Annotated in this window: 11 protein-coding genes; 2 read left to right on the top strand and 9 right to left on the bottom strand. The window is 68.7% G+C overall.

The genetic code is table 11. The annotated features are described in order from the left end of the window. Window positions 1-36: 36 nt before the first annotated feature. The 6 genes from GGD82_RS04585 to GGD82_RS04610 form a co-directional block, all read right to left on the bottom strand. Window positions 37-378 (bottom strand): hypothetical protein, encoded by a 342-nt coding sequence (locus GGD82_RS04585; RefSeq protein ID WP_150062012.1) that lies wholly within the window; start codon window positions 376-378, stop codon window positions 37-39. 112 nt (window positions 379-490) lie between these two features. After that, window positions 491-2,020 carry a class I SAM-dependent methyltransferase gene (locus tag GGD82_RS04590; protein WP_150062011.1) on the bottom strand — a complete coding sequence of 510 codons (1,530 nt, stop codon included), beginning with the start codon at window positions 2,018-2,020 and terminating at the stop codon, window positions 491-493. A gap of 135 nt (window positions 2,021-2,155) precedes the next feature. After that, entirely contained in the window at window positions 2,156-3,745 is a 1,590-nt protein-coding gene (locus GGD82_RS04595; protein WP_150062010.1) for an O-linked N-acetylglucosamine transferase, SPINDLY family protein, read from the bottom strand. Between the two features lie 206 nt (window positions 3,746-3,951). After that, window positions 3,952-5,625, bottom strand: coding sequence for an autotransporter outer membrane beta-barrel domain-containing protein (locus GGD82_RS04600; protein ID WP_150062009.1), 1,674 nt, complete (start codon window positions 5,623-5,625; stop codon window positions 3,952-3,954). Between the two features lie 247 nt (window positions 5,626-5,872). Beyond that, window positions 5,873-6,172: a hypothetical protein gene (locus GGD82_RS04605; protein WP_150062008.1), complete on the bottom strand. Its 300-nt coding sequence runs from the start codon at window positions 6,170-6,172 to the stop codon at window positions 5,873-5,875. Window positions 6,173-6,617: 445 nt separating this feature from the next. Continuing rightward, on the bottom strand, window positions 6,618-6,908 hold the full coding sequence (locus tag GGD82_RS04610) for a sulfurtransferase TusA family protein (protein WP_150062007.1): 291 nt from the start codon (window positions 6,906-6,908) through the stop codon (window positions 6,618-6,620). A gap of 175 nt (window positions 6,909-7,083) precedes the next feature. Here GGD82_RS04610 and GGD82_RS04615 point away from each other — a divergent pair, with 175 nt between their 5' ends. After that, entirely contained in the window at window positions 7,084-7,488 is a 405-nt protein-coding gene (locus GGD82_RS04615; protein ID WP_246163813.1) for a rhodanese-like domain-containing protein, read from the top strand. 251 nt (window positions 7,489-7,739) lie between these two features. Continuing rightward, window positions 7,740-8,261 (top strand): universal stress protein, encoded by a 522-nt coding sequence (locus tag GGD82_RS04620; protein WP_150062006.1) that lies wholly within the window; start codon window positions 7,740-7,742, stop codon window positions 8,259-8,261. A gap of 52 nt (window positions 8,262-8,313) precedes the next feature. Here the strand turns inward: GGD82_RS04620 and GGD82_RS04625 are convergent, their stop codons facing one another. The 3 genes from GGD82_RS04625 to GGD82_RS04635 all read right to left on the bottom strand — a co-directional run bounded on the left by GGD82_RS04625 (window position 8,314) and on the right by GGD82_RS04635 (window position 11,765). Then, window positions 8,314-9,195, bottom strand: coding sequence for a uracil-DNA glycosylase (locus GGD82_RS04625; protein WP_150062005.1), 882 nt, complete (start codon window positions 9,193-9,195; stop codon window positions 8,314-8,316). Between the two features lie 62 nt (window positions 9,196-9,257). Then, the gene (locus tag GGD82_RS04630; protein WP_150062004.1) at window positions 9,258-9,926 is read right to left on the bottom strand and encodes a glutathione S-transferase family protein; all 669 of its coding nucleotides are present in this window, start codon (window positions 9,924-9,926) and stop codon (window positions 9,258-9,260) included. Window positions 9,927-10,013: 87 nt separating this feature from the next. Beyond that, entirely contained in the window at window positions 10,014-11,765 is a 1,752-nt protein-coding gene (locus tag GGD82_RS04635; RefSeq protein ID WP_150062003.1) for a sensor histidine kinase, read from the bottom strand. Window positions 11,766-12,083 lie beyond the last annotated feature (318 nt).

Raw genomic sequence — 12,083 nt, forward strand, 5'->3', positions numbered from 1 at the left:
CCGTGGCGGGAGGATGGCGGCCCGCGCCCCGATCCGCTACTCGGGCCAGCGGGTGCGCACCAGGGCGTCGCGCGGCCCGACGAGACCGTAGGCGATGCGCAGGGTCTCTTCGGCCTCTGCCTCCGTCGCCTGCGGGAGCGCGTGCGTGGCGCCGCTGGGGAAGTGCAACGTCGTGCCCTCCAGCCGATAGCCCGCCTGGAACGGCTGGCCGCAGGCGTTGTGGAGCACCGGCGTGCGGCCCTCGGTCTTCAGGGGCACGCCCTTGGGCGGCAGGGAGCAGTCGGCCGCCAGGGCGGATGGGACCCCGACGAGGCCGGACAGGGCCAGGGAAGACACCGCCAACGCGGCAAAACGGGGTGCGCGGGGGACACGGGGCATGGCTCAACTCCGATCAGGGAACGGGCTCGGTGAACAGGATGAGCTTCAGTCAACCGAAGCCACCGCGTCCCTGTCAAAGGATTCGTCACGCGCACGACACGGACGCCGCGCCTCAGGCGATCCCCAGCCGGCGCAGGATCGGCAGGCGCTTGGTCTGGAACGTGTCGTAGCGCGCCCGCAGCTCCGCCACGTTGGCCTCCGGGTCCGTGATCGGCTGGCCGTCCTTGCGCAGCACCTGCCCCTGGGCCTGAAGCAGGCGCCAGACGAAGGCGGGCGGATCGGCCTCCTTCCGCTCCGCCGCACGCAGGAAGAGCTGTTCGAAGCGGTTCACCGCCACGCCCGTCCCGATCAGCGGCGCAGCCAGGAACTGCACGTCCTCGGAGAACTGCGCCCGCCGGCACAGCTCGGTGTTCAGCGCGCGGCTCGTCTTGCGAACCGTCTTGGCCGTGGCCGGATCATGGGCCGGCGCCGCGCTGCCCAGCCCGCACAGCACCTGCATGGCCTGGATCAGATGCGGCACCGTCAGGTCCTGGCAGCCCGGCCGGGCGCGCAGGTCGGCGATGCTCTTGGGCGCGAAGTCGTCCGCCGCCAGCCCCTCGACCACCGGGCCATAGATGGCCTCCTGAAGCTCGGCCTCGCCCAGGGCGCCCTTGACCTTGGTCGGGCGGTCCTCCGGCGGGATGAGCAGCACGACCGGCAGGGCCTGGATGCGTTGCGCCTGCTCCAAGGCGGACAGCGCCCGCCGCCCCTTGACGAAGATGTCGCGCCGGAACTGCTGGTTGATGAAGTAGTCCCGCACCGTCTCGCGAAACACCGGATCGGGCAGATCCGCGAGGATCGCCTGCGCCTCCGGGCTCAGGTTGATCGCGTCCACATGATCCAGCAGGTGCGCCGAGGCCCCAAACGTCAGCTTGGCGTCGGCCAGCCGGTCGGCCACTTGACTGAACGGCATGGGATGCCAATCGCGATTGAAGTATTCATGCGCGAGGTAGTTGCGGTTCTGCTCCCGGATCTTTTTCAGCCGCTCCGCCACGGCCGGATTGGCCCGGAAGTAGGCTGCCCCCGCGTCCACCATCGACTGCGAGAACGCCAGCGCGGCATCGATCCGCGCCGGCAACGGCCCCTGCCCCGCCCGCGCGGCGTGTTCGGCCATCAGATGGCGCAGCGGCATGGCCGGCGACCAGCCCGGCGTGGTGTTGTAGCTGATGTAGAACAGACCGCCCGGCTTCAGGTGGCGGCGCGCGATGTCGACGATCACCGCCCGGTTGGCGTCGGAGATCCACGACCAGATGCCGTGCAGGGCGATGATATCGAAGTCCGGCAGGTCATCGCGCCGCGCCAGTTCATCGAACGCGGCCTCCAGCGCCGTCAGGTCCGCGCCGCTGGCCCGCGCGAGGTCCTGGGCGTTGGCCGCCTGCCCCGGGTTGAAGTCCGCACCCCAGAACGTTCCGGGGTTGGCGGCCGCGTGGACATTCAGCGACAGCCCCTGGCCGAAGCCGAGTTCCAGATAGCGCAGGGGCCCGGCGGGCGCTCCCGCGATCCCCTTCGCCAGCAGCGCAAGCGTCATCCGCGCCGGAGACAGCTCCGGATACAAGCCGTGTGTGTAGTCGATGCCGGAAACATAGCCCTCGGTCCACAACATGCCCGCGCTCCTTGCGTCGAATGCGCCCGCACCCTCCGGGCGAGCGACCCTTGTCGCATATTCGGCGCAGCCGCAAAATGACAAACGCTCCGGCCCTTCTTTTCCCGAGCCCCTCAAAGACCACGGCACCGCCCCCTACTCCGACCGAGACGCCTCCTCGAACACCCCGATGAAGGTATCCTCCAGCTCCCGCGTAAAGGCCGAAACGTCACAGAGGGGACTGGTGCGCATACGATTGCGCAGCGATGCCCGCACGGTCGCCATGCGGGCCCGATCCCCGGCGAGATCGGAGGCAATGCGCACGTAGTCGTCGGCATCCCGCGCCGCCAGTTCCGACAGGCCGATCTGTGACAGGAAGGCGAAGGTCTGACGACTGACCACACGCCCCTGCGGCCACGTCACGACCGGCACGCCCATCCACAGGGCCTCACAACTCGTCAGCCCGCCCGTGAACGGAAACGGGTCCAGCGCGATGTCGATATCGCCGTACTCCGCCAGCATCTCTTTGTGGAAGGACGGCCCGCGCAGGTCAATCCGATGGGGCGCGATGCCATGCGCCTGAAAGGTCGCGCGTATCCGCTCGCATAAAGCCGTATCGTTGAACGTACGCCATTTCAGGACCAGCCGGCTGTCGGGAACGGCGCCCAGAACCCGCGCCCACACGGCCAGGACGGCCTCATTGAGCTTGGCCGTGTTGTTGAAGCTGCCGAACGTCACGTGTCCGTTCCGACGGTGCGGCGGGTCCGCCACGGGGGGCGCGAACGGGACCGGCGCATAACACAAACGCCCCTGCGTCATCCGCACGATGGATTCCGTGAACCCCGCCTCCATGCCCGGGGGCGCGTGTGCATCGTCCAGCAGCACGGCGTCCAGGCAGGGCAGCCCGGTGGTGGCGAAGTACCCCAACCAAGACACCATGACTGGGGCCGGCCGGTGGGCAAGGGCGGTCAGGCGCGAGCCACTGGTGTGCCCGGAGAGGTCCACCAGAACGTCAAGGCGGTCGAAGCGGATGGCCCGGGCGAGAGCGGCGTCATCCAGGGCTCGCACATCCCGAAAGGTCGTGGTGTGGCGGATGGCGTCCGTCACCCAGTCGTCCACAGACCCGGCGCTGTACACGACGGCCTGAACCCGGGCCGGATCGTGGCCGGCCAGCACATCCTTCACGAACAGCCCGACGGTATGCTGGCAGAGATCCGCCGAGACATACCCCACCCGCAGCGGCCGGCCGGTCGCGGGCGCCATAACGGGCCGTGAATGGGGTCCGCCGGCCCGGCGCGCGGCCCAGCGCCCCCAAGCGCGCGCGGCCGCGAGCCGCTCGCCATCGGTGGCCGCCGGATCATATTCCTGAGTGGTCAGGGCATTGCGCCGAATCACCGGGTGGTCGGGCGCGGCGCCGAGAATCCCGGCATACAGGCGTCGCGCGGTGCCATGATCCGCGCGCTGCGCCGCCACATTGGCGAGGCTGACCCGGGCGCGGATGTCGCCTGGCGCCAGCGCCTGCGCCCGCAGGAAAACCTGCTCCGCCTCGCTCAAAAGCCCACAGGACAGCAGCAGGCCGCCGGTATCCAGCAGCGCCGCCCCGTCATCCGGATACGACTGGGCCACCTGCTCGCACAGGGCCCGCGCCTCCGCGAACCGCCCGGCGCCAGCGTTACTTTTGGCGGCACCGAGAAGCCCGTGCCACGGGGGCGTATTCGGGGGTGCTGTCGGGGGTGTCGTTGGCATCTCATCCCATCCGGGTCGTCGCGCATTTCGATGCTGTCCGGGATAGCACCCACGGGATGCGGGGGGGAATGCCCGTCCGCTTATGCACCACCACGCGGGCACGAAAAAGGGCGGGGTCCGAAGACCCCGCCCCCAATCGGCTTTCGCCCGTCGTCTTCCGTCTCCGAGGACGGGACCGGGATACGGCCCCGCCACCTGGATGCGGATTACGCCGTCACGAAGTTGCTGGCGTCCATGTCGTCGACGTTAACACCCACGACTTCCAGGATGCCATCGGTGTCCGCAAATGCGGCGGTGCCGTCGTTCTTAACGACGTACATGTTGCCGCCATAGTCGAACGCCGTGAAGCCGTCGTTGGCACCGGTGGCGGTGAGAGCCACCGCAGCCGCAGCCGCATCTTCCAGAGTGGCTTCCCCAGCAATGTTCGACAGCTGCGTGTTGGTGAGCTGGATGTAGCCATCGCCAGCGGCGAGGCCGGCGAGGTCCAGCACGTCCTCGGCCGCGTTGAAGTCCTTGATCGAGATCATCGTGTCCGCGAGGGCATCAATGTCCGCATTCGCCAGCGCATTCACGTCAACGGTGTCGTCACCGGCACCGAGGGTCAGCGACACGGCCTTGGTGTTGTCGCCATTCGCAATCACGAAGGTGTCGTTACCGGCACCCAGGTCCGCCGTCAGCTCCGTCAGACCGGCGACATCGGTGATGGCGTCGGCGCCGCTGCCGCCCGTCACGCTGGTGATGTTCGCCAGCAGGGTCACGGTCATATCGCCGGTGGAGCCACCCATGTTGAGGGTCTCAAGCGAGCCACCGACCACGGTCAGCGCGGTGTCTTCCGACAGGCTGATGTTGGCGGTTTCGGTGGTGGCGGTGGCCGTCACGGTGACGGTGGCAGCCGCCTCACCCGAGGCGTTGACGGTCTCCACGGAGGCGTTGGTTTCGGCGAACGTGAAGGCATTCACGTTGGTGCCGTCGGCCACGGCCGTCAGGGCGGAGACGTCCTTGGCACCGGTCACGGCCAGCGCGCCGGCGGCCGTCGTGTTTGCCGTCACGGTCGTGCCTTCCGCCACGGTCACGGCGGCAGCCGCCGTCATGCCGTTGCCTTCGACGGTGAAGTTCCGGACCGACGTGCCGGAGATGTCGATGGCCGCCTGACCGTCGGCGTCGGCCTGATTGATGACCACGGTCTCGACGTTCGAGAACTGACCCAGCTGCGCGGCGGTCACGTCGGCATCGGCCAGGATGTTGGCCTTGTCCGTGCCGTTCAGGCCGTCGATCGTGTCGAAGTTGTTCAGCGTCGCGCCCGTCCCGATGATCACGTTGAACGTGTCGTTCCCGGCCGTGCCGACGATCTCTTCACCAACGGCGGTGGTCAGCGTGAAGGTCTCGCCGGTCGCGTTGTTCTGCTGCGGCGTGATCGTCTGACCGCCGGTCGTCTGGGCGGCGCGGCCCTCGTACTGGCCGTACAGGACATAGTGCTGGTAGGCCGAGTCGAAGTCACCGTTGTCCACGGCGGTCTGCACGTCTTCGTTGTTCGCCAGGTACGTCTCGGCGTCGAAGTCCTCAACACGCGGGATCGAGGCGTTCGGCGAGCGACCCTCGCTCAGGCCAAGTGTCAGGAAGTGCGTGAACGGGTTCACGCCGGCCAGCAGCACGTCCGGGTTGGCATCCAGGTAGGCGGAGGTGTCAAAGGTCGCGTTCGGGTCGCGATCCTCAAGCCAGCCGAAGGTGTTGTAGTGGTACTCGGCCAGGTCGGCGTTGGTGACCTCGCCATCGCCGTTGTAGTCGGTGGTCAGACCGGCACCGAAAGTGCCGAGCACGATCGCATCGCGGACGTCCTGATTGTTCGCCAGGTAGTATTCCGCGTTAAACGTCATGGACATGAGTGTGCCTCTCTCTTGCTGGATGAAGCTTGGGTGCCGATCGATCGGCTTTCCGTGAGAGGAAAGCCCGGAAAGCGGGCTTGGCCGCTCCCACGGCGGTCGGACGCGCGGCCGCCGTGGGAGGGGTCAGGCCGGCTCTTTAAAAAGGCCGGTGGGGTCGACGTATGATCCGTGTGTACAGCATCTTTTATACGTCCCTATCGGCTGTCAAGGGGCTGTGCGATGCCATTTCGTCGATGTCGTCGGCTCACGAGCCCTCCGACCCATGGGCCGACGCGGCGGCGGTCTGCGATATCTGCGCGCCCAGGGCCTGGAGCATGTCGCCGGTGACCTTCGGCCCCAAGATCGACGCCAGGAATGCCGCCTCGGCGTTGACCAGGGCGTCCACAAAGTCGGCGGTTGTCAGATTGGCGGCCTGGGCCTGCTTGGCGAGATCATTCAACGACGGCGTCACGAAGTTCCGGGCGAACCCGTCCGACGCGGGCGTGGAGCCCAGCGGAACATCGCTGGAGAGGGAAGAACCGGTCTGGGACGTGCCGGCGGACATCGCGAGCCTTTCCTTACGAACGCGGACGCGCTCCAAAGCGCGGTCCAGTAACTACTATACTTCACCGCCTACCGCAATACTTGACCGCCAGGGAGGGTGCGAAACGAGGCGACCGTGAAACGCGCGGGCCAAACCCGGAGCCAACCTCGGATGCGGTCATCGGATCGGAGTGCGGCATGATCGAGGCTGTGGACCACCCCGCCGCCGCGCCGGTCAGCGCGGCACCAAGTCCATCACTCAGACTTTACTGCCCGGGGCCTCTCCCTACTCAGCTTCAGACATTTGATCAAGGGGTCCCGCCAGGATCCGACCGGACCACCCGAAAAACGCGGTGGGCCTGTTGCCGAAAGGCCGCAACCCGGCCGGGTCAGACCGTGCGCGACCGAGGTGTATAGTAACCACAATACCCCCGCGCCTTCAAGGGGAGTCACGCGGGCAAGAGGAGTCACGCGGGGCCCCGGCGCAGCCAGTGGCGGAACACACCGGCCTCCGGCTCGGCCTGCTGGGCCTCCAGCATGGCCGCGCCCGCCGCGCAGAACTGCCGGAAGTCCTCCAGGCTCGCCGGGTCGCTCGCCTCGACGGCCAGGACCTGCCCGGGGGCCAGCGCGTTCAACGCCTTGCGGGCGCGCAGCACCGGCAGCGGGCACCGCAGGTCCCGGGCGTCCAGCGTCGCATCGGCGGCGGGCGGATCGGTCGGGGGCGGCGGCGGCGTTTGGGGCGAGGATGGCGTGGTCATGGGCGAACCCCCTCTCGGGACCGTCCGGCGATCGGGCCCGGGTCCGTGCGGTGGCGTCTTGCAGCGTCATACCACAGCCCACATTTGTGACGACAGAACCAATACGCCGGGGCGGGTGACGCCTGTGCCGCCGGCCCGTCGTCCCCGATTCGAGCCCCCGGCCGGAGCCTCCCCGATGATGCGCACCCCCTTCGACGCCGACACCCTGGCCCGCGCCCGTGATCGCGTGCACCTCGTGGACGCCGCAACGGCGCTCGACTGGTACACGCAAAAGTGTGCCACCGTCGTGGACGTTCGCGAGGACCATGAGTACGCCCGCGGCCACATCCCCGGCGCCACGAATCGCCCGCTGTCGGCGTTCGATCCGCAGGCGCTGCCCCCCGTGCCGGAGGGCGGCCGGCTGGTTCTGCATTGCGCCATCGGCGTGCGGTGCGAGCACGCGGCGATGGCCCTCATGCAGGCGGGGCACCCCGGGCCGATCCACCGAATCGAGGGCGGTCTGGCGGCGTGGCAGGCGGCGGGCGGCCCCATCGAGGCGGACGCCGGGAGCTCGCCTCCCCCTGTGAAGAACCCGCGCTAGCGTTCGGAAGCGACGCGGTTTCCACGACTCGGACCGAGTCGCGCGTCTCGGCGTCGACACGCGCCCCCATCGAAGACAATTGCCCTTATCGTTTGGACGGGCGAATATGGCCGGATGAGTCGTGTCAGGGGCGGGACCACCGGACGTGGTGCCCGCCCCCCGATCCGGAGGCTTCGACCGTCCACGCAGAAGGAGACACCCAAAGTCTCTCGGCGGCGACCCCGGGATCGGACCGGGAGGAAGGACCACCCATGATGTTCATGACGACGACGCAACGCGAGGATACCGACACGAGCGTGAGCATCAGTCCCGACCACCGCACCTTCTTGGTGGTGGTGGATCAGTCCACGGAACTGAGAGCGGCCCTGCGGTACGCGTGTCGGCGCGCCACCGCCACCGGCGGCCATGTCGCCCTGCTCCACGTCAGCCATCCGACGGAATTCGAGCACTGGATGTTCGTCGGCAAGCGCATGCGCGACGAGGCCCGCGAGGACGCCGAGGAGGTGCTGCAGCGCACGGCGTCGCTGGTCGGCCGCATGACCGGGCGCATGCCGGCCCTGTTCGTCCGCGAGGGCGAGCCGACCGAACAGCTTCTCGACCTGCTGAGCGAGGAGCCCAACATCTCCGTGGTCGTGTTGGCCGCCGGGGTTGGCGGCGACGGACCGGGACCGCTTGTGACGGCCCTGACCGGCAAGCATGCCGCCCGCTTGCGCGTGCCCCTGACCATCGTGCCGGGGCACCTGTCGGACGACGAGATCGACGCGATGGCGTAACCGCCCCCCTCGGTCCCGTCTGGGCACCGTTGGGTCCAGCCCGACCGCCCGGTCAGGCGTCGTCCGTCAGCTTCGCCTTCACGGCCAGCAGGTCCCGCCAGGCCAGACGCTTGGCCTCGGGTGTGCGCAGCAGATAGGCTGGGTGGAACGTCGGCATGGCCGGAATGTTATGCGGACCACCGGCGGGCCGATGGGTGCGCCACTGGCCGCGCAGCCGCGTGATGCCCTCGGTCGTGCCGAGCAGCGTCGAAGCGGCCAGCCCCCCCACCAGCAGCAGCACCCGGGGTGCGATCAACGCCACGTGCCGCTCGATGAACGGGCCGCAGACCGCCACCTCGGCCGGGGTCGGCTTGCGGTTCCCGGGCGGACGCCAGGGCACCACGTTGGTGATGTAGGCGGTGGTGCGATCGAAGCCGATCGAACGCAGCATGTCGTCCAGCAGCCGGCCGGAGACCCCGCAGAACGGACGGCCCTGCCGGTCCTCGTCGGCACCGGGCGCCTCGCCGATCACCATCAGGCGGGCGTCGGCGGCGCCCTCCCCGAACACGGTGTTGGTGGCCGTCACCTTCAGCGGACAGCCCTCGAAACCCTCCAGCGCGACCCGAAGCGCCTCCAGCGAGGCGGCTCCGGCGGCCACCGCGGCGGCGCCCTCGCGCGCCACCGCCGCCCCAGAGCCGGTCTCGCGGCTGGCGCCGGATCGCGCAATGGATGCCGGCGCGCGCGGACCGGCCGTGCCGGGTCCCGCCGCGCGTGCGCCGGAGTCCGACGCGGGCTTCGCGCCCGATCCCGAGCGCCGCGCGACCGCCCGGGCGGCGTCGGCGGCAAACCGGTCGACCGGCGCCTCGCCCACGCACTCATCGACGCCGGCGACCTCGTACCAGCGCAACAGCGCCACGTCGTCAAGCGGGTCGAACGGGGCCGGGCGATCGGTCACGGCGGGGCTCCGTGGGGGGAAAGGGGGCGCGTGGGTCTGAAATTGCGGGTCGGAAATCCCGATTAGAAATCGAGGTCGGCATACTGCGGGGCCGGCCGCAAGCCGGGTTCATGATCGGTCAACAGCGGCCGGAAACACGGGCGGCACTTGAGCAGCATGTACCATTCCTTGGCCGCCGGGTGATCGTCCCACGGCACGTCACCGGCGTAATCCACCAACGACAGGTGGGCGCCCGCCATCAGGTCCGCCAGGGTGGGCCGCGGCCCGGTCAGGAAGCGGTTCGACTGCGTCAGCCAGGCGATATACTCCAGGTGCATATGGATGTTGGTGCGCCCGGCCCGCAGCGCGCGGGAATCCGGCGCGCCCCCGCCCATGACACGATTGAGCAGTTTCTCGCAGGCCAACGGCTCGGTGACGTCGCGGCGGAACACCTCGCCGAACCAGCACACAAGCCGGCGGACCTCGGCGCGCGCGAGCGCATCGGTGCCGAGCAGCGGCGGATCGGCGTGGACCTCGTCCAGGTACTCGCACACGGCGGTCGCGCCCGCCACGACCGCCCCCGTCGGCTCGACCAGGACAGGCACCTCCCCCGCCGGGTTAAGCGCCAGGAACGCCTCGTCCCGCACCCACGGGGTCACCGGACGCAACGAGACGTCCAGGCCTTTTTCACCCAGAACCAGCCGGGCCAGGCGCGCCCCGGGATAGAGCCAGTGATGATACAAAATGCGCATGGCGCGGAGTGTACGGGCGGCACGGGCGCGACACCAGCGGCTTGTACCCGCACACGCAGGCCCCGGTGTGACGCAGCCCCCGATCGCTTACGCCGCGCCCGGGTCGGTTGGGGGGCACGCCGTCCCCCCCTCCGGAAGGACGCGGTCCATCGGCAGGCTGACGATGGCGTCCGTCCCCTTGCCCGCGGCGCTGACGATCAGCAGGGTGCCGCCGTGCGCCTCCGTCAAGCCGCGCGCGATGGCCAGGCCGAGACCGATGCCCTCGGACGAGGCGACCTCGTTCACGCCGTCGCGTTGAAACGGCTCCATGATCGCCTCGATCCGCTCGGACCCGATGCCCGGCCCGTTGTCGCGCACATACAGGTGCAGCCCCTCGGGACCGGCCCGCACGCCGGTCCGGACCGTGCCACCGGGCTGGGTATATTTGACGGCATTGCTTAGCAGATTCATGAGGATCTGCGACAGACGGCGGGCGTCCGCCCGCACCATCGGCGTGGATCCGGGCGACGGCTCGACCGACAGATCAATGGCGTTTGCACGCGCCCGCACCTGCATGATCTGCACCAGTTCGGTCACCAGAGCCACCGGATCCACGACGTCATCGGACAACGCCACCCCGCGCGCCGAGATCACGCTCAAATCCAGAAGCTCGTCGACGACGCCCAGCAAATAACGCCCGCTTTCCTGGATATCCCGGGCGTAATCGGCATACACCTTGGGAATGCCGGCGCGCAGATCGTCCTCGTGCATGATCGCGGCGAACCCGATGATCGCGTTCAGAGGCGTCCGGATCTCATGGCTCATGTTGGTCAGGAACTCGTTCTTGCGGCGATCCGCCGCCTCGGCGGCCACGCGGCTGGCATCAAGCCGCCCAACGATCCGATCGAAGTGACGCACCGTCGCACCCATCAACAGGCCGGTTACGACCAGGATGCAGGCCCACACAATGCCTTGTCGGGTGGTGTCGGCAAAAATAGCTCCCTGATCGATCCCCGCCGCGACAAACACGGGCAGCGACTCGAGCCCCCGATACATCACAAGGCCCGACGGTCCCCCCGGGACGAGCGGCGCCCAAAAGGCCTCGCCTCGCGCCTCCGTCAGACGCTCCCGAACGACGGCGCCGTCGGCGATCGCGGTCCCGATCCGAACCATCTCGGTCGGCCAGCGCCCGTCCACGACACCGTCATTGCTCCCGAATAGGATGGACATGCCGGGAACCCGGGCACCCAGATCCGCGAGAATCTGGTCCAGGGACGCACTCGATACCGCCACAACCAGGACGGCCCTCAGCGCGCCCCCCGGCGCCCGCAAACCATGGGAAATGGGAACGGCCCACTCCCCGTCCACGCGGCTTCGCACCGGAGGGGCGACGATCGTCAACGGACGGCGCGCGGTCCTGTGGATTTGGAAGTAGGCCCGGTCCCCGACGTCAAGACCCACGGCGGGACGACCCGGCCGGCTTTCGGCGACGACCACACCGTCCCGATCAATCAGGAGAAGAGTGCGGACGATGGGCATCGGAAGCGCAGCCGCCTCGAGAGTCTCCGACAGGTCGCCAGAGATCTCCGAGGCCAACACGTACCGGGTGCCCAGGTTGACGAGGAGGGCCTCCATCCCCCCAAGCGTCGTCTCAAGGTACTGGCCCAAGGCCACCAGCACCGAGTCGAGACTCCGTTTGGCGGTCCGGTAGTCGGACTGCCATGTATGAATGATCGTCACAACCGCCAGGGCGACAGCCCCCACGAAAACAACGGCCGCCGCGACCCGCACCAGACGCTTCAGACGGCGCGAGTCCGATCCGTGCGTGGACCCATCGGGCACCTCTCGGCCAGCCACCATGTCAGGCTATCCCCTGTATCCCCCGGTTGCCGCCATGACACGCCGCCCCTCAAGAGCAGCCAAGTCGCCCCTACCATAGAGCGATATATGAGCGTCGCTACGCTCAAAGCCAATCCTGGAGTGTAGCGCGTCGGGCACCGACAGGAAACCGCGATCCACCTCGATTCAAACCACCTGAAATGGATGCACTCGCCGACACCACCGGAGCGACGAGCGCCCCGACCGACCCGCCATGCGCCCGCCCCCCCGGCGCGTCCCGCGGCAAACTACGTGTCAATCTGCGACCCGCGCACCGGCTGCGGGTTTCATTTTGCAACA

The sequence above is a fragment of the Roseospira marina genome (assembly GCF_014197855.1).
Lineage (GTDB): Bacteria > Pseudomonadota > Alphaproteobacteria > Rhodospirillales > Rhodospirillaceae > Rhodospira > Rhodospira marina.

What these genes read in the sequence shown, in the direction of transcription:
- GGD82_RS04615 (WP_246163813.1), top strand. Translation starts at nt 7,084, where the DNA reads ATGATGCGCACCCCCTTCGACGCCGACACCCTGGCCCGCGCCCGTGAT.
- GGD82_RS04630 (WP_150062004.1), bottom strand. Translation starts at nt 9,926, where the DNA reads ATGCGCATTTTGTATCATCACTGGCTCTATCCCGGGGCGCGCCTGGCC.
- GGD82_RS04595 (WP_150062010.1), bottom strand. Translation starts at nt 3,745, where the DNA reads ATGCCAACGACACCCCCGACAGCACCCCCGAATACGCCCCCGTGGCAC.
- GGD82_RS04590 (WP_150062011.1), bottom strand. Translation starts at nt 2,020, where the DNA reads ATGTTGTGGACCGAGGGCTATGTTTCCGGCATCGACTACACACACGGC.
- GGD82_RS04600 (WP_150062009.1), bottom strand. Translation starts at nt 5,625, where the DNA reads ATGTCCATGACGTTTAACGCGGAATACTACCTGGCGAACAATCAGGAC.
- GGD82_RS04610 (WP_150062007.1), bottom strand. Translation starts at nt 6,908, where the DNA reads ATGACCACGCCATCCTCGCCCCAAACGCCGCCGCCGCCCCCGACCGAT.
- GGD82_RS04605 (WP_150062008.1), bottom strand. Translation starts at nt 6,172, where the DNA reads ATGTCCGCCGGCACGTCCCAGACCGGTTCTTCCCTCTCCAGCGATGTT.
- GGD82_RS04620 (WP_150062006.1), top strand. Translation starts at nt 7,740, where the DNA reads ATGATGTTCATGACGACGACGCAACGCGAGGATACCGACACGAGCGTG.
- GGD82_RS04635 (WP_150062003.1), bottom strand. Translation starts at nt 11,765, where the DNA reads ATGGTGGCTGGCCGAGAGGTGCCCGATGGGTCCACGCACGGATCGGAC.
- GGD82_RS04585 (WP_150062012.1), bottom strand. Translation starts at nt 378, where the DNA reads ATGCCCCGTGTCCCCCGCGCACCCCGTTTTGCCGCGTTGGCGGTGTCT.